The 24,318-nt window shown below is 64.1% G+C and carries 21 protein-coding genes and 1 other RNA gene; 8 read left to right on the top strand and 14 right to left on the bottom strand.

Annotated features, from left to right (window positions below):
• Window positions 1-13: 13 nt before the first annotated feature.
• Entirely contained in the window at window positions 14-382 is a 369-nt protein-coding gene (locus ACZ1JW_RS03215; RefSeq protein WP_465124916.1) for a hypothetical protein, read from the bottom strand.
• 179 nt (window positions 383-561) lie between these two features.
• On the opposite strand from ACZ1JW_RS03215, the gene clpP reads away from it, so the two are divergent.
• The 3 genes from clpP to ACZ1JW_RS03200 all read left to right on the top strand — a co-directional run bounded on the left by clpP (window position 562) and on the right by ACZ1JW_RS03200 (window position 3,098).
• Window positions 562-1,269 (top strand): ATP-dependent Clp endopeptidase proteolytic subunit ClpP, encoded by a 708-nt coding sequence (gene clpP, locus ACZ1JW_RS03210; protein WP_465126461.1) that lies wholly within the window; start codon window positions 562-564, stop codon window positions 1,267-1,269.
• A 150-nt stretch (window positions 1,270-1,419) separates the two neighbouring features.
• Complete coding sequence (clpX, locus tag ACZ1JW_RS03205; RefSeq protein ID WP_144902693.1) at window positions 1,420-2,676, top strand: ATP-dependent Clp protease ATP-binding subunit ClpX; 1,257 nt, start codon at window positions 1,420-1,422, stop codon at window positions 2,674-2,676.
• 92 nt (window positions 2,677-2,768) lie between these two features.
• Entirely contained in the window at window positions 2,769-3,098 is a 330-nt protein-coding gene (locus ACZ1JW_RS03200) for a low molecular weight protein tyrosine phosphatase family protein (RefSeq protein WP_465141925.1), read from the top strand.
• A gap of 106 nt (window positions 3,099-3,204) precedes the next feature.
• Here the strand turns inward: ACZ1JW_RS03200 and ACZ1JW_RS03195 are convergent, their stop codons facing one another.
• From ACZ1JW_RS03195 to ACZ1JW_RS03170, 6 genes are all read right to left on the bottom strand, one after another.
• Window positions 3,205-3,780: a fasciclin domain-containing protein gene (locus ACZ1JW_RS03195; RefSeq protein WP_465141924.1), complete on the bottom strand. Its 576-nt coding sequence runs from the start codon at window positions 3,778-3,780 to the stop codon at window positions 3,205-3,207.
• Between the two features lie 361 nt (window positions 3,781-4,141).
• Window positions 4,142-5,080, bottom strand: coding sequence for a cation diffusion facilitator family transporter (locus ACZ1JW_RS03190; protein WP_465141923.1), 939 nt, complete (start codon window positions 5,078-5,080; stop codon window positions 4,142-4,144).
• Between the two features lie 42 nt (window positions 5,081-5,122).
• Window positions 5,123-5,554, bottom strand: an RNA gene (gene rnpB, locus ACZ1JW_RS03185) — RNase P RNA component class A.
• Between the two features lie 7 nt (window positions 5,555-5,561).
• A complete protein-coding gene (locus ACZ1JW_RS03180; protein ID WP_465124920.1) occupies window positions 5,562-6,266 on the bottom strand; it encodes an N-acetylmuramoyl-L-alanine amidase in 705 nt (234 codons plus the stop codon).
• Between the two features lie 15 nt (window positions 6,267-6,281).
• The gene (locus ACZ1JW_RS03175) at window positions 6,282-6,929 is read right to left on the bottom strand and encodes a histidine phosphotransferase family protein (RefSeq protein ID WP_465141922.1); all 648 of its coding nucleotides are present in this window, start codon (window positions 6,927-6,929) and stop codon (window positions 6,282-6,284) included.
• A gap of 45 nt (window positions 6,930-6,974) precedes the next feature.
• Window positions 6,975-7,385, bottom strand: a complete 411-nt coding sequence (locus ACZ1JW_RS03170) for a M67 family metallopeptidase (protein WP_465141921.1) — start codon at window positions 7,383-7,385, stop codon at window positions 6,975-6,977.
• A 217-nt stretch (window positions 7,386-7,602) separates the two neighbouring features.
• On the opposite strand from ACZ1JW_RS03170, the gene ACZ1JW_RS03165 reads away from it, so the two are divergent.
• Window positions 7,603-9,366: a methyl-accepting chemotaxis protein gene (locus ACZ1JW_RS03165; RefSeq protein ID WP_465141920.1), complete on the top strand. Its 1,764-nt coding sequence runs from the start codon at window positions 7,603-7,605 to the stop codon at window positions 9,364-9,366.
• Window positions 9,363-10,535 carry a carbohydrate porin gene (locus ACZ1JW_RS03160; RefSeq protein ID WP_465141919.1) on the top strand — a complete coding sequence of 391 codons (1,173 nt, stop codon included), beginning with the start codon at window positions 9,363-9,365 and terminating at the stop codon, window positions 10,533-10,535. The genes ACZ1JW_RS03165 and ACZ1JW_RS03160 overlap by 4 nt, the downstream gene beginning before the upstream one ends.
• 734 nt (window positions 10,536-11,269) lie before the next feature.
• Here the strand turns inward: ACZ1JW_RS03160 and ACZ1JW_RS03155 are convergent.
• A complete protein-coding gene (locus ACZ1JW_RS03155; RefSeq protein ID WP_465142824.1) occupies window positions 11,270-11,470 on the bottom strand; it encodes a hypothetical protein in 201 nt (66 codons plus the stop codon).
• A gap of 134 nt (window positions 11,471-11,604) precedes the next feature.
• On the bottom strand, window positions 11,605-12,729 hold the full coding sequence (locus ACZ1JW_RS03150; RefSeq protein WP_465141918.1) for a DGQHR domain-containing protein: 1,125 nt from the start codon (window positions 12,727-12,729) through the stop codon (window positions 11,605-11,607).
• 208 nt (window positions 12,730-12,937) lie between these two features.
• On the opposite strand from ACZ1JW_RS03150, the gene ACZ1JW_RS03145 reads away from it, so the two are divergent.
• Together ACZ1JW_RS03145 and rpoH are read left to right on the top strand one after the other, a co-directional pair.
• A complete protein-coding gene (locus ACZ1JW_RS03145) occupies window positions 12,938-13,915 on the top strand; it encodes an RluA family pseudouridine synthase (protein ID WP_465141917.1) in 978 nt (325 codons plus the stop codon).
• Window positions 13,916-14,028: 113 nt separating this feature from the next.
• Window positions 14,029-14,928: an RNA polymerase sigma factor RpoH gene (rpoH, locus tag ACZ1JW_RS03140; RefSeq protein ID WP_465124927.1), complete on the top strand. Its 900-nt coding sequence runs from the start codon at window positions 14,029-14,031 to the stop codon at window positions 14,926-14,928.
• Between the two features lie 60 nt (window positions 14,929-14,988).
• On the opposite strand, the gene ACZ1JW_RS03135 is transcribed toward rpoH, so the two are convergent.
• The 5 genes from ACZ1JW_RS03135 to ACZ1JW_RS03115 form a co-directional block, all read right to left on the bottom strand.
• Window positions 14,989-15,360 (bottom strand): hypothetical protein, encoded by a 372-nt coding sequence (locus ACZ1JW_RS03135; protein ID WP_465141916.1) that lies wholly within the window; start codon window positions 15,358-15,360, stop codon window positions 14,989-14,991.
• 14 nt (window positions 15,361-15,374) lie between these two features.
• A complete protein-coding gene (locus ACZ1JW_RS03130) occupies window positions 15,375-18,494 on the bottom strand; it encodes a Dyp-type peroxidase (protein ID WP_465141915.1) in 3,120 nt (1,039 codons plus the stop codon).
• 18 nt (window positions 18,495-18,512) lie between these two features.
• Entirely contained in the window at window positions 18,513-19,874 is a 1,362-nt protein-coding gene (locus tag ACZ1JW_RS03125; protein ID WP_465141914.1) for a cytochrome P450, read from the bottom strand.
• Window positions 19,874-22,864: an adenylate/guanylate cyclase domain-containing protein gene (locus tag ACZ1JW_RS03120; protein WP_465141913.1), complete on the bottom strand. Its 2,991-nt coding sequence runs from the start codon at window positions 22,862-22,864 to the stop codon at window positions 19,874-19,876. Before ACZ1JW_RS03120 ends, ACZ1JW_RS03125 begins: the two co-directional genes overlap by 1 nt.
• A gap of 202 nt (window positions 22,865-23,066) precedes the next feature.
• Window positions 23,067-23,504 carry a hypothetical protein gene (locus ACZ1JW_RS03115; RefSeq protein ID WP_465141912.1) on the bottom strand — a complete coding sequence of 146 codons (438 nt, stop codon included), beginning with the start codon at window positions 23,502-23,504 and terminating at the stop codon, window positions 23,067-23,069.
• Window positions 23,505-23,649: 145 nt separating this feature from the next.
• Between ACZ1JW_RS03115 and ACZ1JW_RS03110 the strand changes: the two genes are divergently transcribed.
• Entirely contained in the window at window positions 23,650-24,318 is a 669-nt protein-coding gene (locus ACZ1JW_RS03110) for a Crp/Fnr family transcriptional regulator (protein ID WP_465141911.1), read from the top strand.

Raw genomic sequence — 24,318 nt, 5'->3', positions numbered from 1 at the left:
GCAAGCGCCTTGTTCAGCGTGCGAGATCGGCCGAGCGCACAAGCAAGAGGATCGTGGTGGCATGGACCAGCGCAATCGCCAGATTGCTCGCCACTACGGGGTTGAAGACTGTGCCGACAGTGAACGGCGTGGTCACCTTGTAGATCACCTGCACCGCAAGCAGGGCGAGGATAGCAGCGGGCAAAGGTCTGAACAGCAGACCGATCGAGGCGACGAGGATCGCAAGGTATATCGACAGGAGAATGCCGCGTGCCGGGCTGTCCGGTCCGTAGGCAATGTCGCACCACGCTGCCTTGCCGACAAGCGAGAGGCAGACCGGCACCAGAACGAGCACGTTGAGCCCGAGTGACAGGCGGCTCCACCCACTTGCAATCTCGCTCATGCCCATCGTCTGCTCCCTTCAGCGGCAGACTAACTTGCCTGCTGCCGAGCGGTTACCTTCCCCTTCGGGCTGGTCGCGGGCAGGCTTTCCCCACGCAAATCCCCGGAATCGCCGTTAATGCCCTTGAACATCGCGCCGTGGCACGCGACATAGCGAGGTCTAACCAGATGAGGATTCCCATGCTCGACCTGTTCGGCGCTTCCGGCGCCAGTGTTTATGGAGCCCAGGGCAAGTTCACCCACGATCCCGTGACCGGCGCTTTGATTCCGGTGGTGGTCGAGCAATCGAGCCGTGGCGAACGCAGCTTCGACATCTATTCGCGCCTGCTGCGCGAACGCATCATCTTCGTGACCGGCGAGGTCGAGGATCACATGGCCTCGGTGATCATCGCCCAGTTGCTGTTCCTCGAGTCGGAAAATCCCTCGAAGGACATTTCGATGTACATCAACTCGCCGGGCGGCGTGGTAACGGCGGGTCTCGCGATCTACGACACCATGCAGTACATCCGCCCGCGCGTGTCGACCGTGTGCATCGGCCAGGCTGCGTCGATGGGTTCGTTCCTGCTTGCCGCCGGTGAGCCGGGCATGCGCATCGCGCTGCCCAACGCCCGCATCATGGTCCACCAGCCCTCGGGCGGCGCGCGCGGCATGGCCTCGGACATCGAGATCCAGGCGCGCGAGATCCTGCGCATCCGCAAGCGGATGAACGACCTTTACGTCAAGTTTACCGGCCGCTCGCTCGACGAGATCGAGAAGGCGATGGACCGCGACACTTTCCTCGAAGCCGAGGAAGCGCTGAAGTTCGGTCTTGTCGACAAGGTCTTCGAGTCGCGCCCCGCAACCGATTCTGTCGGTGGCGAGGAAGGCTCGGGCGGCGCGCCTGCATAAGGAATATCCCTGAGGGGCAGGGCCTTAAGCCCAGCGAAAGGCTTTGCCCCCTAGGAATGCGATACTGTAATCGAGTCCGGTTGATTAATGCCCTTGGGGTAGTAGGATGATCGGGCCCGCCTCTCGTGGAGAGGCGCCTGGGATGGACGAATGACCAAGCTTTCCGGATCGGATACCAAGAGCACCCTGTACTGCAGCTTCTGCGGCAAATCTCAGCATGAGGTGCGCAAGCTCATTGCCGGGCCGACCGTGTTCATCTGCGATGAATGCGTCGAGCTGTGCAACGACATCATCCGTGAAGAGACCAAGGCCGGCATCGCTGGCAAGAAGGATGGCGGCGTACCAACCCCGCGCGACATCTTCGAGACTCTGAACGATTACGTGATCGGGCAGGACCGCGCCAAGCGCGTGCTGTCGGTGGCCGTCCACAACCACTACAAGCGCTTGAAGCACAGCGGCAAGGGCGGCGAGGTCGAGCTTTCGAAGTCGAACATCCTGCTCGTCGGCCCCACCGGCTGCGGCAAGACCCTGCTCGCGCAGACGCTGGCCAAGACCTTCGACGTGCCCTTCACCATGGCCGATGCCACCACGCTGACCGAAGCCGGTTACGTGGGCGAGGACGTGGAAAACATCATCCTCAAGCTGCTCCAGGCTTCCGACTACAATGTCGAGAAGGCGCAGCACGGCATCGTCTACATCGACGAGATCGACAAGATCAGCCGCAAGGCCGAGAACCCCTCGATCACGCGTGACGTTTCGGGCGAAGGCGTGCAACAGGCGCTGCTCAAGCTGATGGAAGGCACCACCGCTTCGGTGCCGCCGCAGGGCGGGCGCAAGCATCCGCAGCAGGAATTCCTGCAGGTCGACACCACGAACATCCTGTTCATCTGCGGTGGCGCTTTCGCGGGCCTCGAGAAGATCATCTCGGACCGCCTGCAGAAGCGCTCGATCGGCTTCGGCGCGCATGTCGCCGATCCCGATAAGCGCAAGGTTGGCGAGCTGCTGCAGAAGGCAGAGCCCGAAGACCTGCTCAAGTTCGGCCTGATCCCCGAGTTCGTGGGCCGCCTGCCGGTGATCGCGACGCTCAACGACCTCGACATCGAGGCGCTGGTCCAGATCCTCAAGGAGCCGAAGAACGCGCTGGTCAAGCAGTACGCCAAGCTGTTCGAGCTGGAAGACGTGGCCCTTACCTTCACCGACGACGCGCTCGAGGCGATCGCCAAGAAGGCCATCGAACGCAAGACCGGTGCGCGCGGGCTTCGCTCGATCGTCGAAGGCCTGCTGCTCGACACCATGTTCGACGTGCCGACCGAAACCGACATTGCCGAAGTCGTCGTCGACAAGGACGTCGTCGAAGGCCGCAAGGAACCCGTCCGCGTCCACAAGGGCAAGGAAGAGGCTGCCTGATCGGGTCAACCTGATACCGCTGCTGTCCCTTCGGTCTGGCCCTCAGACAGGCCGTCATGGACAGCAGGCGGGCCAGCTTCCGGAACCTGCGCATGAAGCGCTATCTCTTCGTCTGCAGCCAGAACCGCCTGCGCAGTCCCACGGCTGAGCAGATATTCAGCGGCTGGCCGGGCATCGAGGTGGACTCCGCTGGTACCAACAACGATGCCGAGAACCCGCTGACCGCCGAACTCGTAAGCTGGGCGGACGTGATCGTGGTGATGGAAAAGGCGCATCGCAACAAGCTGCAGCGCAAGTTCCGCGCGGCGCTTTCTGGCCAGCGCGTGATCTGCCTCGACATTCCCGATGACTACGAGTTCATGGACCCAGCGCTGGTCAACCTGCTCAAGGCCAAGATGATGCGCTTTCTCCCAGCAGGCTGAGCTTCGGGCGACAGGCATGAAAAAGGGCGGGGCCTGTGTGGCACCCGCCCTTTTCTTTTGCCCTTCTCCCCTCCCGCAAGCGGGAGGGGAGAAGGGCTCTGCTACCTCAGTTCGGCAGCGAGACCGCGTCGGTCACGTGGATCACGCCATTCTTCTGGAACACGTCGGCCTGGGTCACGTGGGCCATGCCGCCCTTTTCGTCGGTCAGCATGACGGTATCGCCCATCAGCGAGGCGGTGAGCTTGCCGCCTGAGACGGTGGTCAGCGCGGTCTTGCCGCCATCGGCCTTGATCCTGGCGACGAGGTCTGCCGCCGAGACCTTGCCTGCGACGACGTGGTAGGTGAGGATCTTGGCAAGCGTCGCCTTGTTTTCAGGCTTCAGCAGCGTGTCGACGGTGCCTGCGGGCAGCTTGGCGAAGGCGGCGTTGGTGGGGGCGAAGACGGTGAAGGGGCCGGCGCTGTTCAGCGTGTCGACCAGCCCTGCGGCCTTCACTGCGGCAACCAGCGTGGTGTGGTCGGCCGAGTTCACCGCGTTCTCGACAATGGTCTTGGTCGGGTACATGGCGGCGCCGCCGACCATCTTGGTTTCTTCGTGATGGTTGGCCCAGGCGGGCGCGACGAACACAGGTGCGGCGGTGGCTGCGGTGGCCGCGAGCGCGGCGATCATGAACTTGCGGGTCATCGGTAACTCCTTGCAGGAAACATGCGTTTGTCCGGCGCGTCACTTGGGGCTGCCGGCCTGCCCGTCCACGCCTGAAGGTGGTGCAGCCCGCGCTGCATTCCACATGACCCTTGGGGCATGTCATTGATTGCAAAATGTAAAACGAAAAAAAGGCGCGCTGCGTGGGGCAGCGCGCCTTTAGAAGAATGACCCCGGCCGAAGGGAACGAGTAGCCGAAGGTCCAAGGGAGGAACCGGGTCGGAGGGGTAATTCTGGCCCGGTTGGAACGTCTCCGAGACCGGAAATGGACCTTCGCGCGGTCATCCGCGACATGTCCCTTGGGGCTATGCCCGCTTGGTCAGGTCGGATCGGGTGAGGCTGTTCAGATCACGTGATCGTGCAGTAGCGCGCACTCGTGCCCGTCGATCGTCTCGACCTGCACCGTGGCGTGGCCGATGCCGAAATCGTGCTCCAGCTCGTGCGCCAGCTGGTGGAGGAAATTGTCGCCCGGATGGCCACCCGGCATGACAAGATGCGCGGTCAGCGCGGTCTCGGTCGTGCTCATCGGCCAGATGTGCAGGTCGTGGACGGCCTCGACGCCGTTGAGCGCGGTGAGGAAACGGCGCACCTTCTGCTCGTCGATCCCCGGTGGCACGGCGTGGAGGCCCATCCGCAGCGAATCCTTGAGCAGGCTCCAGGTGCCGATGGCGATGATCCCGACGATGGCCAGGCTGGTCACCGGATCGATCCACTGCGCGCCGGTCAGCGTGATCAACAGGCCCGCAACGACGACGCCTGCAGAAACCGCAGCGTCTGCCGCCATGTGCAAGTAGGCGCCGCGGATGTTGATGTCGTGGCGGCGGCCGCGCATGAACATCAGTGCGGTGGCGGTGTTGATCACGATGCCGATGGCCGCAACGATCATCACCGGCCCCCCTGCAACCGGCTCGGGTTCGATCAGGCGGCGGATCGTCTCGACGAGGATCGCGCCCAATGCCACCAGCAGGAACGCCGCATTGCCGAGCGCTGCGAGGATCGAACTGGACTTGAAGCCATAGGTGAAACGGGCCGACGGCGGCCGCGCGGCGAGCACGCTGGCGATCCAGGCGATCACAAGGCCGAGCACGTCCGAGAGGTTGTGGCCCGCGTCCGCCACGAGCGCCATGGAGCCTGCGATCACGCCATAGACCGCCTCGACCACGACGAAGCCGAGGTTCAGCGCGATGCCGACGGCAAAGGCGCGGCCGAAGCTGGCGGGTGCATGGGTGTGGCCATGATGATCATGGTCATGGTGGTGATGATGGTGGTGGCCGCCGGACATGGGCACTTCCTAACGCTTTGGGCGCGTGTAGGAAACCATTGAAGCGCCAGGGGGCCTGTAAGCCGGGTTCTGTAGCGCCGACGGTATCCCACCAAGGTTGCCCCATCGTGGACCGTATCGGCACTGGCAGCCATTCCTCTAGGCGGACCGTTGCCGGAACGCTCAAGCAATCAACCCGGACTGCTGGCCCGAAACAGGCCTGTTCCCTTTCGGAAACGCGCAGTCCCTATTCGATCTTGCTCCGGGTGGGGTTTGCCGTGCCGCTTCCGTTGCCGGTCGCGCGGTGTGCTCTTACCACACCCTTTCACCCTTACCCTCTGGTCTTGCTACCATCGGGCGGTCTGCTCTCTGTGGCACTTTCCCTTGACCGGGGACGTTAATCCCAAGCCCGGCGGGCGTTACCCGCCACCCTTGTTTCGTGGAGCCCGGACTTTCCTCGGGATCTTTCGATCACGCGGCTGCCCGGCCCCCTGGCGAGCGGTCACCTAGCATGACCCAGATCGCGTTCCAACAGGAGTTCGAAAAGCAGCGCGCCGATCTGTCCATCGACCTGCCCGTCGATCCGCTGCGGCCGCCAGCGCCGCTGGAACGCGCGCACGGCGGCTTGCTGATCCGAGATGTCATAGCCGAAGCGTTCGAGCGCGAGGAAGAACGCGGCCTCGTTGTCATAGAGCAGCCGCATCGTGAGCTTGGGCGTGGGCAGGCAGAGGCGGTGCCGGGCCAGCAGCTCCCACGGGAACAGCTCGCCCGGGTCTTCCTTGCGCGCCGGGGCGACGTCGGAGTGGCCGACGACGTTGGCGCGGGGGATGTTGTGGCGTTTGACGATATCTGCGAGCAGCGGCAGCAACGCCTCGATCTGAGCATCGGGGAAGGGGCGGTAACCGAATTCGTGGCCGGGATTGACCAGCTCGATCCCGACGCTGGCCGAATTGACATCGGTAATTCCGCGCCAGCTTGAGCGCCCAGCGTGCCACGCCCGCTTGTCTTCATCGACAAGACCGGTGACTGTGCCGTCCTCGTCGATCATGTAGTGCGCCGAGACTTCCGCCGCCGGATCGCACAGCCGGTCAAGTGCGGCCTGTCCCGTCTCCATGCCGGTGTAATGCAGCACGACCATCGAAACGGGCAGCTTGCGCTCGTTCCAGTTGGGCGAGGGCACTTCGCGGTGGACTAGCCAGCGGCGCATGGGCGGGCCCCTTGTTCAGCCGACCGGGAGCACCGCGCCCATGACGAGGCTTTCCGCCGTCACGTGAACCTGCACGCCGCCGCCGACCGAGGCGGCAAGCTGCTGGACCATCGCGGCAGGGGCGGTGCGGCTCGAGAGTTCACTGCCGCGCAGGCGTCCTTCCAGCGCCTCGCCGATCGAGGGATCGAAGGCGACACGCTGTCCTGCGGCGCGCACCACGATCTCGATCGCGCTGCCGTTGGCTTCGGCCCCGATGTCGAGCGTGCCGCCGCGCACCAGAGCGTCGAGCCCGATCAGCGCGAGGTTGAGCAAGGTCTTGACCGCAGGCTTGGGCAGGGCATCGACGCCGAACATCCAGTTCACCGCCACGCGTCCGTTGCTGCCGGCCAGTGCATCGACCAGCGCGCGCGCTTCGGAGACCGGTACGGTATCGCCGAAGCCGCCTGCGGCACCGAAGGCGAGGCGGAAGAACTTGAGCTTGTCGGCCGAGGCCTTGGCGCTCTGCTCCAGCAGTTCGAAGCAGCGCTGGCGCATCTCGGGGTCCTGCTCCTCGGTCAGCAGTTCCAGCCCGTTGGACAGCGCGCCCACGGGGCTGAGCAGGTCATGGCACAGGCGCGAGCACAGCAGGCTGGCAAGATCGAGAGCGGGAACGGATGCGGTCATGTTCAGGATACGAGCCTTTTGAAGGACGAATACGTTAAGCCAGCCTTAGCCAGCCGTGACCGTGTAGGGAAGCGCTTCGAACCCGTCCGGACCATCGTGCCAACACGTAATTGCCCACGTTCCGTCGTTAACCGGGGCGGCGATGGCCCAGACCTTGCCGTCGCGCGCGGCGCTGGCGGCATCGGTAGCGGAAGGGCGGGCGAGGCCGTTGGGGTGCGAGTGGAAATAGCCCAAGACTTGCGGGCCGCCATGGCGCGCAGCTTTGTGCGCGGCGATCAGGGCGGCGGGGTCGATCTCGAAATGGTGCGCCGGGTCTGCGGCGACGTTTGCGGTAGGGACGGCGGTCTGGATTTCCGAGCCGGTGCCAAGCAGCAGACCGCAGGCTTCGCGGGGGGCGCAGGCCATGGCGGTCGTGATGGTCGTAGCGTGGGCCTGTTCTTGGATGGTCATGGCCATGGGGAAGGTGTGGGGTCTGCAGGTGGTGGTGGCAAGTGGCGATACCCGCCTTCAATCAGTAAACACCGGGTAAACTGCAATCCTTTGTCGCCTGACAACTGCGCGCGTGGCAATACCTAGCCCTTCTCTTTCGTTATGTTTCCGCCTGACCGTCATGATGCCCCGCTGTTGGAGGACCGTGCCGCGTGCACGGTGGTCTCGTGCGGCGGAGCGTCTGATGGTTCATGGCCAATCGATAAAGCGCAAGGTGGTGATCGGATGTCTTGTCCTTGGACTGGGGGCACTGGCATCCACGGCGCTGAGCATGTGGGGCATGTGGCGGCAGGAGCAGGCGATGGCGCAGCTCAATTCAGCGACCGGCCTTATGCGCGATCACATGGAAGCCGACATGGGTCATGATGCGATCCGCGGCGAGGTCGTCAGCATCGTCGCCTCACGCCAGACCGGTGCGATCAATGGGGCAGAGGCCGCGCGGGAACTGCAGGAGCGCCTCGGCGAGTTCGAGAACCGCATGTCTCCGACTTCGCGTGCAACCGATGCGCCCGAGGTCGTGGCCGCGCGCCAGCAGGCAGAGGCTGCATTCCGCGATTACGTGGGCCTCAGTCGTGCCATTGCCCTGAAAGCAGAGATGGGGGCGGTGGATCAGGGGGCGGTGCCGGATGACGCGCAGTTGCAGCGCTTCCAGCAACTCTTCACCCAGCTCGAAGGCGAAATGGCGAAGATCTCCGATGCGGTCGAGGCGCATGCGGCGGCAACCGCGCGCGAAGCCAATTCCGTGGCCTCACAGGCGCGGTTGATCGCCTTGGCGAGCCTGGTGGTCCTGCTGGTTTCGCTGGCGTGGGTGGCACGCCGGACCCGGCGAGACATTGTCGATGCGATCATCGCGATTGCCGCACGCGTGCAGGACATGGCCGACGGCAGGCTCGACATGGTGATGGAGGGCGAGCGACGTTCCGACGAGATCGGCGATCTTGCCCGCGCCGTGCTCGAACTGCGCGACAACCTAAGCGAGGCGCGGGCCGAGACCGCACGGCAGGGCGATGCGATCGTCGCCTCGATCGGCGCGGGCCTCAGTGAGCTGGCGGCGGGCAACCTTGCCTTCCGTTTGAACACGCCGCTCGCCGGACCGTTCGAGCAGTTGCGCCGCGATTTCAACGGAGCGCTCGCCGCGCTTGGCTCGGCGCTCGCCCGGATGAAGACCTCGACCGAGAAGCTGCATGACGTGGCGCGCGATATCGGCGGGGCTGCGGGCGACCTGTCGAACCGCAATGCCAACCAGGCGGCGAGCCTCGAGGAAACCGCCGCAGCAATCGCCAGCCTTGCGCTGAGGGTCGAAGGTTCGACCGAGGCTGTCTCGACTGCGCGCGCGGCCGTCGATCAGGTCGGCCAGGAAATCAATCGCGGAGGCGAGGTGATCCAGCATGCCGAGGGAGCGATGGACCGCATCGAAAGCGCGGCGCAGGAGATTGGCAGCATCGTCAGCGTGATTGACGGGATCACCTTCCAGACCAACCTGCTCGCGCTCAACGCCGGTGTGGAGGCGGCGCGGGCGGGGGATGCGGGCAAGGGCTTTGCTGTCGTCGCCAACGAGGTGCGCGCGCTGGCCCAGCGCAGCGCCGATGCCGCGCGCGAGATCAACGAACTCATCGCCAATGCCTCGGGCGAGATCGGCAATGGCGTGCGGCTGGTGCGCGATGCCGGGGCGAGCCTGCGCGCGATTACCGGACAGATGGACGAGATCAACCGGGTGATGGAGGTGGTCGAGGCCGGTGCGAGCGAGCAGGACGTCTCGCTGCGCGCGATCGATGCGACCTCGAAGCAGATCGAGAAGATCACCCAGAGCAACAGCGCGGTGGCCGATCAGGTGAGCAATGCGAGCCGCTCGGTCGTCGCTTCGATCGAAGAGGTGGTGCGGCAACTTTCGCGATTCGAGATCGGGCAGGAGGCCGCAGCTGCACCCTTGCGGGCGCGGGCGGCATGACGGGGCGGCGCTGGCTTGCAGGCGCGGCACTGCTGGCGTTGGGGGTGCAGCCTGCATCGGCGCAGGAGGAGGCCCCGGCTCCACCCGCAGTTGACCTTGCAGGGGAAGTCATTGTCGATGTGGCCGGGCTGGTCTCGGGCACGGGAGATCGCAAGCTGCGGGCACTTTCGAACGTCAACCTGACGGCTGACCTCGATCTGGCGCGGTTGATTGGCTGGGGCGGAACGCGCGCGCATTTCCACGTGCTCGACAATCGTGGAGGCCGGCCCAACGATGCGGCGGCGACCTTGCAGGGGGTCGACAACATCGAAGTGCCCGATGCGGGGCTGCGCCTGTTCGAGGCGTGGCTGGAGCGCGACATCGGCTCTGGCGGTGCCTCGCTGCGCATGGGGCTCTACGATGTGAACAGCGAGTTCTATGCCAACGATGCGGCGGGCCTGCTGATCGCGCCACCGTTCGGGATCGGCTCGGAATTGGCGGCGACAGGGCCGAACGGGCCATCGATTTTCCCTTCGAGCGCGCTGGCGGCGCGGCTTCATGTGCCGGTGGGCGGGGCGTTTGTGCGGCTGGGCGTGATCAACGCGCGGGCGAGCACGTTGGGCGACCGGGGCGGGGTGGACTTCAGCTTCCGTGACGGGCTGCTGCTGATCGGCGAGGCGGGGCGCAGCGAGGGGCGCGTGCGCGGTACGGTCGGCGTCTGGCGCTATACCCGCAATCCCGAGGACAGTTACGAGACCGGCCCCGATGGTGCGCCGCTGCGCAAGCCCTCGCAAGGGGCCTATGCGGTGATCGAGGGGGACCTGTTGGCCAGCGATGGCGCGCGGCAAGTGACGGCGTTCCTGCGTGCGGGCCTGTCCGATCCGCACACCACGCCGTTCCATGGCGGTTTTCAGGCCGGGCTGTTGATGGCACCGGCATTGGCTGCGCGGCCCGACAGCCAGCTCTCGCTCGGCGTCCACCACGCCTGGACCAGCAACCACTTCCGCGATTCGATGCGCGATGCGGCCGGGGAGCCGGGGAACGAGACGGTGGTGGAGCTGACTTATGCCGACCAGTTGACGCCATGGCTGGCGCTGCAGCCTGACGTGCAGTGGGTGCACCAGCCCGGCGGCGACCGTCGCGCGGCTGATGCGGTGGTGGGGATCGTGCGGCTGACTTGGAGCTTTTGAGCTGAGGTCGCGTGTTGCTTACCCCCTCCCGCAAGCGGGAGGGGCTGGGGGTGGGCATCGCGGATACGCGATAAAGCAAAGCATCCGCTGGCGAGTGCGGACGGTAACGCCGGGGGAAGGCACAGATCGCGCGACCGGTGCGGTGCCGTCGTGGCACGCGCGGGGAGGGCGCGGGACCGGTTGCGAGTGGCCGGGGGGCGGTTCCGGACCCCTTGTCGGCTCAGCCTGAGGGCGGACATATGTGAAAGGACGAAGCTTTGGCAGCGGCTCGCGGGCTGCCTTGGCTTCTTGGCAAGCGGCTGCGTGAAAAGAACCTGTCGTTTGTGCTGACACTGTCGCACAATCATGGCGGGTTCCGCATCCGCAGCGTCGCTCAGGGTTCGGCGCCGTGCTATCAGCCCTGGGGTGTCCTGTCTGTCCTTGGGTAACGACAGGGTTTGCCCGGTGGGTCTGGGCTTAACGCCCCGCATTGAACCCACGCGCACCTGCCGCACCGATCGCGCCGGAGGCTTCGGCAAAAGCCTAACCTCCGAAGGGAGAGGAGCGGGTTGGCCTTTTGCCCTCTCCTGACCTGTGGGCGGGGCGTATAACCTATATGGTTCGTTTTGTCAAGGTGTCTGTGATCCATCTCTGCTGGAGTAAAGCATGACCAGCTCATGCAAATGCAACAGAAGCAGAGCGGGAGCGGGAATGGACGCATGAATAAGCAATGATCCCAATCTTGCCATGACAAGTTAATACGAAACCGGTGAGTCGTGGATGTTTAAGATCGGCAAACGTCCTTCCACGATACGATGCAAATTCAACCAAGCTCGCTCGGTGCTTTCCAAGTCTGGCGTCACCCTCCAATAAAAGGTGACCGCCCTGCCTTCCTCCGTTGGCTTAGTTTTGCTCGGGTTGTCTAAGTGTTGGCAAAACCGTACCGATAGATTCACTGACAAGCCGATATATAGAATATGTCCGGTCACAGTGACTAAAACATAGCAACCCGATGTGTTTGGGATATACCTCGCTCTATCTCGACTAAAGTGTTCTGACCCATCTACCTGGGGGGTCAATCTATTTACGTTCAAAGTTCTACGTCCGTCGACAAACCAGTTTTGTGAAGAGCAAGGGCCATTTCCTGAACTATCACACTAAGTGCCGCAGCGTTCAAAAAGCTTGATTTCCCCCCACTGTGCCAAAACTCTGGATGCCCTACACCTGCCCATTCTCCATCCATTGCCTCAAAGCATTGGGAAAGTGCACCCTGCATCATGTCTACCGTAAAGCTCTTCTTATCAAACATTCTCGTAAAAAACGGAATTGAGAACCGACAAAAAAGCTCAATCCCATTATACTTATAAAGAGTAGTCGATTCTCCGTCATCTAATACCGCTGCAATTGCCTTCCAGTAATTGAGAAAGGCTTTCTTTTCCTTATCAAAATCTTTGAATGCGCCCAAAGGGTTGTTCGGTGTAAGTACAAACTTAATGACCGATTTTACAAAAGACCTTTGATTGACTGCTCCCTTTACGGAATCGTCATTAGCCATCTGTACTTTTCCAAGCCACGGAGAACCTGGTTCGGAGTTCAGATAATCGACTAATTTCAAAGCTTTGTCGACTTCACCCTTTTCGACAGTTTTCAATATCCATCGCGGTAGGCTTGGAATGTCTTCAAAGGTTAAGGCATCGGTTAATCGTGCAACGATTCGTTGCTCAACTGCCTTATCAACGCTCTTTTGCGTAGTATTCACAATAAGAAAGTGGCACATCTGAGCAATAGGAGTGAGGCCTGTCGCAATATTCACAGGAACTTCAAAATCCAAAACTCTTTTGTCGCGCTCGGCGGCAAGCTTTAGGCCCTCAAGGCGGTGCTGACCGTCAACAACGCTAAATGGACCCACGGCATCTGTATCAATTGTAACCGTATTATTTGTTGAGTTGGGATAAAGGGTTTTGTCGGTTGCTAAGAAAACGGAAGTGGGTAGGAACGCATCTTTCGTATCTTGTCCGGCCACAATGTAATCAGCCAAGCGCCTTGCGCGCGCTGTGTTTAAGAGTCTTTGGTACCCCTTCCCGCCATCTTCCGGATCGAGCGTGTCCACGCTATAAAATCCATCCCTAACCAGATCTCTGACCTTTATCGTCGTTGCCAGAATAACTAAGCTACCCTGTCGAGCTTGTGCAGCCGGGACTGTAATTGTCGCCATAAGATCCTCTAAGTCTTGAATACGACAAAGTTCGCATGACTTTTCTCCGAGAGCAATACTTTTTGATAGCTGAAGGCAAAGGCGCAGTTAACAACTGTGCCGAATTATAATCTCCTGCGCCGCAGATGAGGCGCGGTGATTTTGGTCCGCCCGTTGCTTTGTATTCTGCTCCTTGCACCCCACTTCCGCCCTCCCCATATCCCGACAGATGGGGGCCGCTGAGACGATCATTTCCGGGACTGTGGCGGCTGGTGGGCAGCGGCTGGACAAGGCGCTTGCCGATGCCTCGGGGCTTTCGCGGGAGCGGGTCAAGGCGTTGCTGGCTGAGGGGCGGATCAGTCTCTCCGGCAAGGTTGTGTCGCAGGCTTCTGTGAAGGTGGCCGAGGGCACCTCCTTTGAAATCCGCGTGCCTGAAGCTGCGCCGGCCGAGGCGGTAGCGCAGGATATTCCGCTTTCCGTCGTCTATGAGGACGATGCGCTGATCGTGGTGGACAAGCCGGCGGGGCTGGTCGTTCATCCGGCGGCGGGGAATCTGGACGGGACGCTGGTCAACGCGCTGCTGCATCATTGCCGGGGGCAATTGTCCGGCATTGGCGGGGTGGCGCGGCCGGGGATCGTGCATCGGATCGACAAGGATACGTCAGGGCTGCTCGTCGTCGCCAAGACCGATGTGGCGCATGAGGGGCTGGCCAAGCAGTTTGCCGATCATTCGATCGTGCGCGCCTATAAATGCGTGACGGCGGGGTTGCCGGTGCCGCCCTCCGGCACGGTGCGCGGGGCGATTGCGCGGTCCAGCCATGATCGCAAGAAGATGGCTCTGGTGGAGGATGGTAGGGGCAAGCATGCGGTGACGCATTACCGGACGCTGGCCTCGCTCGAAGGGGCGGCGCTGGTGGAGTGTCGGCTCGAGACCGGGAGAACCCACCAGGTGCGCGTTCACCTTGCGTCAATCGGCCATCCGCTATTGGGCGACCCTGTATATGGACGTACACCATCGCGGCTTCGGCCCATCCTTCTCAGGCTCGGCTTCGCGCGGCAGGCGCTGCACGCGGCGGAACTGGGGTTCATTCACCCCGTTACCGGGGCACCCCACCATTTCGCCAGCCCGACGCCCGTCGACATGCGGGAACTCATCGTCGATCTCTGCGCTGAAGGGCAGGATGCAAGCGTAATGCGTTTGGTGTAGTGGAGGACTTTGGAGTCGTCCGGTAAAGAGGCTCCGCTTGAAGTGGTCCCGCCGCCGGCCGCCCATCAGGGGGCCGTCATCTGGGAACCGACGAAACGAAAGGACGTGTTCAGGTGAGTGAGGAACGCAAAGCTGTGTCAGTACCTGCCCTTGGCGGGGAAGCCAGCCTCAACCGCTATCTCTCGGAAATCCGCAAGTTCCCCGTGCTGACGGCTGAGCAGGAATACATGCTCGCCAAGCGTTTTCAGGAACACCAGGACCCAGAAGCCGCCGCCCAGCTGGTGACGAGCCACCTGCGTCTCGTGGCGAAGATCGCCATGGGTTATCGCGGCTATGGCCTGCCGGTCAGCGAGCTGATCTCCGAAGGCAACATCGGGTTGATGCAGGGCGTGAAGAAGTTCGAGCCCGACCGGGGCTTCCGTCTTGCCACCTATGCGATGTGGTGGATCAAGGCTTCGATGCAGGAGTTCATCCTGCGCTCGTGGAGCCTGGTCAAGATGGGCACCACGGCGGCGCAGAAGAAGCTGTTCTTCAACCTTCGCCGGATGAAGAAGAACCTCGAAGCGTTCGAGGATTCGGATCTTCATCCCGATGACGTGAAGAAGATCGCAACCGACTTGGGTGTGCCCGAGCAGGAAGTGGTCAACATGAACCGGCGCATGATGATGGGCGGCGATGCTTCGCTCAACGTCTCGATGCGCGAGGATGGCGAAGGATCGTGGCAGGACTGGCTGACCGACGATCGCCCGCTGCAGGACGAGACCGTCGCCGATGCCGAAGAGGCGAGCTATCGCCACCAGCTGCTGGTCGAGGCGATGGACAGCCTCAACGAGCGTGAGCGCCACATCCTGACGGACCGCCGCCTGATCGACGAGCCCAAGACGCTGGAAGAGCTTTCGCAGGTTTACAATGTGAGCCGCGAGCGTGTTCGCCAGATCGAGGTGCGCGCGTTCGAGAAGCTGCAGAAGGCGATCCAGCGGATCGCGGTGGAGCGCAAGCTGCTGCCGGCCTGAGCTGGATTTGGTGAATGATACGAAGCGGCCGGGTGGTGAGCCCGGCCGTTTTTGTTTGTGCTATGGCTGTCGGGGTTCAACGTGTTCGAGCCAGTAAACGCCGCCGCCTGCGATCCCGACCATGCCGGCCCAGAGCATGACCTGCGTGACGAGTGTCAAGGCGGTAGCATGATTGAGCGCTGGCAAGAGGATCAGCAGAACGCCGAGAACGACAGCGGCGAGCAGAAGCCAGAGCCATGACTGCATTGATCTGCGCGTTTGCGTGGCGATGTAATAGCCTGCGGCGCTGACCAGCGCGTTGGTCAAATACGACATGGCCAACTGTAGGTTGCTCCAGCCATCGTTGGAAAGCGCAGAGAAGATCATCGGCAAAATCGCGATAAACACGAGAAGGCGTGCCTTTCCGCGTGTATCGTCTGCAGCCTTGGTCATTCTATCCTCACTCATCACGACATGTGCAACCGGTCCGTATCCAGCGCCGCGCCCGCCAGGAACCACAGGGCGTGGCGGCCGGGGAGGAAGAAGTAGCCGCCGCCGCGCAGGGTGACGTAGCGCTGGACGGGGCACAGCTCCAGCGGCGCGTTGCGGCCGAGGATGGTGAAGCGCTGGTCGGCAGTCTCGGTCGGCCCCTTGTGCATGGCGAAGGGATCGGGTTCGCATTCCAGGCCGTGGAACGTGGGCGAGGCGAGCCAGGTCTGCTGGACGAATTCGAACTGGCGTTCGAGATCGGCGTTGAAGGCCATGAACAGCGTGCCGCGCGCGGTATCGCCATCTTGGTCGAGGTAGGGGCGGCCACGGCGGAGGAGGCGGTGGCGGTTGCTGACCGAGAGTTCGACCGGCTCGGTGGGCGCAAGGCTGTCGCGCGGGAAGGTGCGGCGGACGTGGGCACCGAAGGGGCAGCGCAGGCCTTGCGGATCGGCGTCTTTGTACAGGAAATCATTCTTCCGCATCGCGTCGGTGCCGGGCTTCATCGCGGGGTGGAAGGGGTTGTCGATCAGCGCCGAGCCATCGCGCCAGCGGCCGAGCATCTTGGCGGCGATCCATTCGCGGGTGCGGTGGATGTTGCCGTTGTGCGGGTTGATCACGTCGGGCTGCTTGCAGATCTCATGCGCCTTTTCGTCGAGCTGCTTGCGAAAGCCGTCGACGTCCTGCGCCAGTTGGCGGATCACGAGATAGCTGCCGTTGCGCCCGAAATCGCGTGCGCGGGCGCCCTGATCGGCGAAGTCGGGGTACTGGGTCGGCTGGTCGGGTGGTGGCGAGGGCAGCAGGACTTCGGGCAACATGCCAAGATCCCGCATCGGGCGCTCTACCAGCGGCGAGGGCGGGTAGTAGCCCCGGTTGTCGGTATAGCCGAGGATGAATTCGCCGGGCTCGACGCCGTGGACCGGATCGGGTGCGCCGTGGCGGCCGGGGAAGCCGCGCACGAGGGGCTGTGAGACGCCATCGACGAAGCCGAAGGGTTCTTCGGAAAGGTCGTCGTTGCTCGGCTTGGCGTGGACGAATTCCGCGCCTTCGGCGGGCCTGGAAACACTGTCGTCGCCGGTGTTCCATGCTTCCTTGAAGCGTTCGAGATCGAAGGCCTTGAGGCCGGTGCGGATCGAGGCCTTCTCGGTGATGCCGATGCTTGCAGCCGCGGCGACGATCTGCGCGAACTTGTCGGCAGAAGCCTCGTCCTGCGCATAGAGCAGGAGGACGACGTGCGTCTCGTGATCGCACCACTCCAGTTCTTCGGGATCGCCCAGCGCGCGCTTGCGGCTGGCGTGGCCCATGCCGAGCGAGAAAGCGGGCGGGAAGCCCTGTTCGGTGCCGGGACCTTCAAGCGCGAGTTCCTTGTCCAGCCCGAGCAGGCGCAGCCCTTCTGCAGAGAAGGCGATGTTGCAGACAAAGTCCTGCGGCGGCTTGTCGCCAAAGGAGACGAGGTCGTCGGCGATGAGACCGGCCAGCCACTTCTGCACGTGGGCGTAAGGATGGGCGCTGCCTTCGCGTTTCGGTTCGCCAAAGTTGAGCGCGACAACGCGGCTGTGCGGGTGGCGCTTGAGCCCGCCGAACATCAGCGTCTGGATTTCCTCGTACTGCAGCCCGTAATCGGGACGGGGGATAGAGCCGAACAGGTCGAGCCAGGCTTCGGCGTCGGACGGGTTGGCTTCGAGGCGTTCCTTGCACAGCAACCCGCTGACGATCAGCGCGTGCTTGCGCATGGCGGTCGTCGAAAGATCGGGATGTGCGGCGAACCAGAACGGCGTGGGGCGCATCGAGCAGCGGGCGAAGCGCTTCATCCGGTCGCCATCCTCGGCGCCCTTGAAGAACAGCAGGCGCGTGGCGGGGAAGCCCTCGGCATTGCTCCAGACGGCGGTGACGCCTTCGGAGGCCTTGGTGATGAAATCCTCGAGATAGCTTTCCCAGCTACCGTCGTAGTTCGAGAAGAACACCAGCTGGCGGGTGCCGGGAAGGACCACCCAGCGGGCGGCATGGATCGTGCCGATGGTGGCAAGGAAGCCTTTCCGCATCACGCCGATCTTCGCCATGATCGCGACCGCCGTGAAGGCGAGCGGCAGGGTCCATTTGCGCACCCACGCCTTGCGCAGGGTGGTGACGCTGATCATGTGGTTGGGGATAACGCCGGGCGCATTCTCGTTGGCCATCATTGCGCCGAGCGCGGCGGCGGATGGCGTGCGGTCGACCGGCGTGTTGGCGAGTTCGTCGCGGCGCAGGAACCAGGCCACGACGGCAACGATCGCAAGAGCGATGACGATTGCGGGCAGGATTGCGCCCTTGAAGAGTGCGAAACCGCTTGCGCCGTCTGCGTAACCAAGCAGGAGCGCAAGTCCGTAGCCGATCGCCAGCAGCGGCAGAATCAGCCCCTTGGCGTTTGCGAGGCCCTTGCCGACCCAACCCAGCGTCCAGCGCGAGCGTGCGAAATCGAGCCAGGGTGCATCGTGGCGTTCGCAGAAGGCGAGCTTTGGCGGCTTGCGGTCTTCCAGGCTGGCAAGGTCGTCCTTCAGTTCGGTTGCGACAACGCGGAACAGGCTCTGCGGCCCATGGAGCGAGGAACGGGCCCGTTCGCGCGCAATTATCTTGCGTGCCTTGGCGACGATCGCGCGGTTCTCGTCGATCGTGCGGACGCCAAGACCAGGCAGGCCTACGAAGGGCAGGCCGGTCAGGCGGCGGTCCAGCCATGGCACACGGAACACTGCAGGGTTGATGCCATAGGCGTGTTGGCGCAGCAGCGGCAGGACTTCGCCGACCGCGCTGATGCCGCTGGTCAGCTTCAGGACCGGGAGCAGTAGCGCTCCGGCATGCTCGGCGATCAGATCGAGCGCGCGTCCCGCATCGCCGTCCACCGTGGCTTCAAGCACAAGATGTGCCCGTTTTCCCGGCGCTTCCGGCGGGATGGCGTGGAGGCTGGCGAAGTGGACCACACCGGTCCGTCGCAGGGCCTCGGTCATCGCCTCATGAGCCGGATTGCCCAGTTCGGCGATCTCGCGCTCGATGTCGCCGACGTCACACCATTCGGACTGGTCTCCGAAGGGGATGGCGACGGTGACGAAGTCCTGATTGACGCTCAAAGCTGGGGTCCTTTGCGTTTACTGACGCAGGGCGATGAATCGCAGGTCGTCGGGCAGGCCGAGGAAGGTGCCGAGAGTGGCGTTCGGGGCGGGTTCGATGCGCCCCGCGGTGGCTGCGATGGCCTCGGCAATGATCATCCAGGCAATGCCCCGGCCATAGCAGACGTGCGGGCCCTGCAGCGGGCCGGAGGTGATGTAGGGGCGCTCCGGATCGGGGGCGAAGCGGTGTGCCTGCGGGAAGGCGGCATCGTCGTGCGCGGCAGCCCCGACCAGAGCTACGATGCGGTCACCAGCCTTCAAATGTTCGCCACGCCAGGTGCAATCGTGGCGCACGCGGCGGACGAGCTGGCTGGTATCGGCAAGGCGCAGCATTTCGGCGATGGTGGCATCGCGCATCGGGCCATCGAGTGCGGGATCGCGCAGGCGCTGGACCAGAGCAGGCCATGGGATGCCCGCCTCGCGCCCGCGCTCCGACACGCTGTACCCGGCAATTTCGGACAGGACCTTGCCGACGATCAGCACCAGTGCCCCTGTCAGTTCGAACAGCAGGCTGCGCGCCTGCACGCGGTAGTCGGCGACATCGGGGAACTGCGGCTGCACCGCGACGAGCGCGCTGAGCAGGCTGTTCTCGGGCGCGACTTCCGGCATGTCGAGCGCATCGTCGATTGCGGCGAGACCTGCGCCGGCGGTCTTGCCGGCAAGCCAGGGTATCGCGCCGGTGCTGGTGGTGATCGTGCCAAAGACGTGGCCGAACAGCGGCACCTGCAGGAAAAGGGCGCTCAGCGCATCGCCAAGCTCGTCCATGCGTCGCAGCCATGGGCCGGGCTTGGTCAGGTTGCGGAAGGCAAGCAGCAGCGGCACAGGCCACGGCACCTCGTTGGGCGCTGGTATGCCGAGCACCCGCCGCGCCATGCGGTAGGAGAGCAGGAAGGCGTATTCGCGGACGAAATTGACCGGCTCGCCGGTCCGGGCGCGGTGGGCGAGGCGGTGGAGCAGATGCTCGGCCTCCTCGCGCGCCATCCCCGCGATCCAGCTCCGAAAGCCGGGATCAAGATTGGGCGGAAGCGTGGGGTCCACGCCGGGAAGCCGCGCATTCAGCCAGCCTTGCGCCGCGTGAAGCTGCCGCAGCCGCACTTGCCGGTTCGCGTCGTTCTCGCCCACCAGATAGCGCGTGCCGGGCAGGACCTGTTCGAGCAGGTGGTCGTACTGCTGCAGCGAGAACACGTTCTCCTCGCACAGTACGGCGCTGACCACGTCATGGCGCGCGGCGGCGAAGACGCGGATGCCGTCCTTGTCCAGTTCGGGGCAATGCAGGAGCGGGCGGGCGCCGGGTTCGAAAAGGCGAACTGCGGCGGCGGCGAGCACTGCCTGATCGCTCATCAAACCCGTTTTCCAAAGGCAGCGAGGCGTTGCTCGAGCGGGGCGATGCCGAGGGCGCGGATGCGTTCGGCAAGGGCATCGAGCGGCACATCACTGGCTTGCGCGATGGTTGCACCAGTTGCCGCTTCCACTTCACGGCACAGCATCAGCGCGTGGAGTTCGTGCATCGCTTCGCCACAGGAACGGCAGTGCGTCAGTGCCTCGGTGGCAAGAGCGGCGGCCTTGGCGGCCTCGCCCTTGGCCAACGCCAGCCGCGCGCGGGCCTCGTGCAGGTAGTATGTCGCCGAAGTTCGGACATGGTGAAAGTGGCCGCGATCGACCGCTTGCGCGAGCACGGTTTCGGCCTCGTCCAGCTTGCCCAGCTCGATCATGGTCAGCGCCAGCCAGCTCGCGCTGGCGGGTTCGAAGCCCAGAAAATGATGGCGCAGGCAATCGGCATAGGCGCCGTGCAGGATGCCGAGAGCGCGATCATACCGGCCTTCGCGGTAGTGCAGGTAACCGTGAGCGAGATCGGCCAGCAGGCGCGAGTAATCGTGGCGGTAGCGGCGCGAGAGATTGAGCGCTTCGGCAACCCATGACCGCGCCCGCGTCCGGTCGCCCAGATCGGTCAGGTACCAGGCGCCGAATGCGCGGGCCAGCACGTGCGGGATCACCACGACAGCGCCGAAAGTGGAGCCGCGCTGGCCGTCGTCGAGCCGGTTGCCGATCCGCTCGATCCGATCGATCGCTTCGGCGGGCCTGCCTCGAGAATAGGCGAGATAGGCCCCGACCATGTCGCAATAGGTGCGCCGGGGCAGGCTTTCGTGGCTGGCGAGATCGCGCTCGGCCTGCGCCAGCCATGTCTCGCCGTTCGCAGGCGATCCGTCGATCCAGTCAAGCAAGGCCATGTTGATGCGGGCGACGGTGCGCACACCTGGGCCGAGGTCCACGGTTCCGGTGGCCAGAGCAAGCATGTCCGGCCGGGTCACCTGCTCGTGCGAGAGCTGCTGCAGCGTATCATAGGCCAGCAGCGAGAACCGGGCGTGTTCAAACGCTGCGGCTGCCGGCTCCAGCCGCGACGCAACGATGCGCGCGCGCTCGTAAAGTTGGCGGACGGAATCGATGGCGGCAAGGCTCAGTGCCTGCTGGCAGGCATCCCACAGGTGCCCGAGCGCGCGTTGGGTGAGGCCTGCCTTTTCGGCATGGCTGGCAAGTTCGGCATGGGTGGCGGCATCGCTTTCAGTGCCAGGTTCTCCGGGGGTGCCTTGTGCTGCCAGCATGTCCAGTGCGCGGGTGTGCATCATCGTACGCCGCCGCCGCGCCATGGTGCGATAGGCCGCTTCCTGCACAAGCTGGTGGGTGAACCGGGCCTGGTTGGCGCCGCCGAACTCGAGCACGCGCGCTTCGACCAGCCGCGTGATCGCCGCCTGCGGATTGCGGCAGACCAGCGCCGCGCCCTGCCGCAGCCGGGCCAGCGGAAAGGCCGGGCCGAGCGCGGCGCAGAACTGGGCCAGCTTCGTGGCGTCGTCGTCAAGCGTGGCGAGGCGTGCGCCGAGCAGGGCATCCAGCCGCGCGGGCAAGCGCACCGTCGAATCCCCGCCTTCGCTGCCGCCGGTCGCTGCGTCACCGTCCTGCGCGGTCATCGCGAATTCCTGCAGCGCGAGCGGCAGTCCTTGGGCGCGATCGAGGATATTGTCGATCATGCCCTCATCAAGCGGCGCGAGTCGATTGATCAGCGCGATCAGGCTGCGCGCGGCAGAAGGCGGAAGCGGCTCGAGCACGATCAGGTCATCGCAGAACGCAGCAAGGCTGTCCTTCGCCTCGGGCCGCCCTCCAGCAAGCACCGACACGCCGCCGCCCTCGCGTATTCCCGCCAGCACGGAAAGGCTCTCGCGATCGAGATACTGCACGTCATCGACCAGCAGCAGCAGCGGCAGGTGTTCCACAGCAAGCCTCGCCAGTCGGACGATGGTTTGCGTGGCGATATGGTTGCGGTCGCCCGGAGCAAGGTGCGCGAGCCAGGTGGCCGAATTGTCGACCAGGCCCTGCAGACAAGCGGACTGGTCCGCGGTGAGCATCGCAGCGGCCGCAGGGTCAGGCGTGAACGGGCGCAACAGATCGAGCAGGTGGCGGACCGGCCCGCCAAGGCTGCCGAACGGCACGGCGGCGAGCAGGGCATTGCCGCGCACGACCAGCGCGGTGACGCCAAGGCCTGCGGAAAGGCGTACGGCTTCGAGCAGGAGCCGGCTCTTGCCCATGCCTGCCTCGCCGACGATGCCGAGGCTCTTGCCCGGGCTCTGCCGAAGGGTGATGACGAGGCCTCGCACCACGGCAAATTCGGCATCGCGGCCGATCAGCGGGTTGGTGGCATTGCCCTTGACCGGCACGCGATCGCTTCCGGCCAGTTCGACCGAGGCCAGTTCGAACACGGCCTCGCCCCGCTCGCCCGCTTCGCTGCCGATGGTGCCGACAGGTTCGAGTTGACAAGGCTCGGCGATCAGCGAGACGGTGGTGGCCGAGATCGCGACGCTTGCGGGCGGGGCGAGCTTTTCGATCTGTCCGGCGACGTGTGCGGCATGGCCGACCACGTCTATGATGGAGCCGAAATCGTTGTCCTGGCGGCGCAACAGGATCGGGCCGGAATGGAGACCGACGCGCGCCTGCGGTGCAGGAAGGATGCCCGAGGGGCCGCTGCGCATCCGTTCGACGATGGCGCGGGCAGCCATGGCGCCGCGCAGGGCATGGTCCTCGACCGCCGGGTGAATGCCGAACACCGCCATCACCCCATCACCCTGGACGCGCACGACCATGCCATCGAAATCGTGGATGGCCTGGGAAATGAGGGCGATCGAGCTGTCGAGCAGGTCGCGCGCGTCTTCGGGATCAAGCGCCGAAATGAGCCGGGTAGAGCCGACGATGTCTGCGAACAGGATCGTGGCGAAGCGGACCGATTCGATATCGCCGGTGAGCACGCCGGTCGTCGCGGCGCCGCGCAGGGTTGCCCCCGGCATTCCTGCCGAATCGCCACCTGCGTTATCGAGTCCCTCAACTCGCACGTTTCGACCCTGTGCCCCCGTGTCGGGTCGCCCGAATCCTGTATCGGACGAACTGACCCGAACAGATATTCAGTTTGTCGCAGGAACCGCAACGAGAATCGTTTTTTCTTCAAGTGCATGTCCCTCAGGCGGACAGCGGCAGGAAGAGGTCTTGCGCTCATGCCAGACCAATGATTGCGTGCCCGCGGGCCATCCCGGACTGCTCTGGGATGTGGTGCAGACGGGCGCGGGTAAAACCATCGCGCCGCAACGGCAGGGGCGAGCCATCGAGATGCTGGGCTGGCAGGGGCGTGCCATCGCGCGAGACGCGGATCGACCAGCCCCAGCGCCGCCGTGCAGACGCCGCGCTCAGGAAGGCGTCACATTGCAGCATCATGCAGGGCGGGCGCAGTTCGGCGCGCGCCCGCAAGAGACGTGCGACTTCTTCTGCCGAGAGATCGAACCTTGCCACGTCGCGATCATCTTCGTGTGGCAGGGCAATGGTGGAAGTGGGCGAGACGATCAGCAGCGAGGGGCGCAGTACGGCTTCGCCCACACGCATGAATTCGATTTGCAGCGGACCGGGTCCGGATTTCCAGATGAAGTAGCGGGGCATCGGCCTCGGTGCATTGGGGTTACGTGGCCCGCGACAATGCCTCCCCTGAATTCAGGGCGCCCGGATGCAACGCACCGCACCCTTGTGATTCTCGGCACATTCTCTAAGCCTTCGGGTGAGAGATGCCGCCAAATCGGATATAGTCGTGTCGAATTCGAACCTTACGGTGCCCGGCGAAGTCCGCGAGATCCTCGCAGCGCATGGCCGACAGATGCGCGTGCGCAAGGATCAGGTACTTCTCGCGGTGGGTTTGCCCGCCAACGATGTCTACCTGGTCATCGACGGCTGCGTCAGCGTCTCGCTGATCTCGGCGCAGGGGCGCGAGACGGTGCTGCGGGCGATCGGGCCGGGCGAGATGTTCGGCGAGCTTGCCGCGATCGACGGCGCACCGCGCTCTGCCGACGTGGTCGCGGCGGAGAACAGCACCTTGCTGGTCATTCCCGGGGCCGCGTTCGTCGAGTTGATCGGGCGGGAGCCGGTGCTTTCGCTATGGCTTGCGCGCTATCTTGCGCATCAGGTGCGTTATCTCACGAACCGGATCTACGAGCTTTCGACGATGGGTGTGGGGCCTCGGCTCCAAGCAGAACTGCTGCGCCTTGCCGGTGAGCCGGATACCAAGGGCGCCGCCACCATTACCCGCGCGCCCACGCAGGCCGAGCTTGCCGCCCGCATCGGCACCAATCGCGAGACGGTGACGCGCGAGTTCTCGCTGCTCATCCGCGAGGGGCTGGTCCAGCGCGACGGTCGGCGGATCGTTGTCCCGTCGGTCGAGCGGCTGGCCGACAGGCTGCACCGTTATTCGCAGACTGGCTGA

It is taken from the genome of Novosphingobium sp. BL-A-28-Hi1-0D (assembly GCF_055521755.1).
The sequence above is the reverse complement of the archived record's forward strand: the minus strand, read 5'-3'. Positions and strand labels throughout refer to the sequence as shown.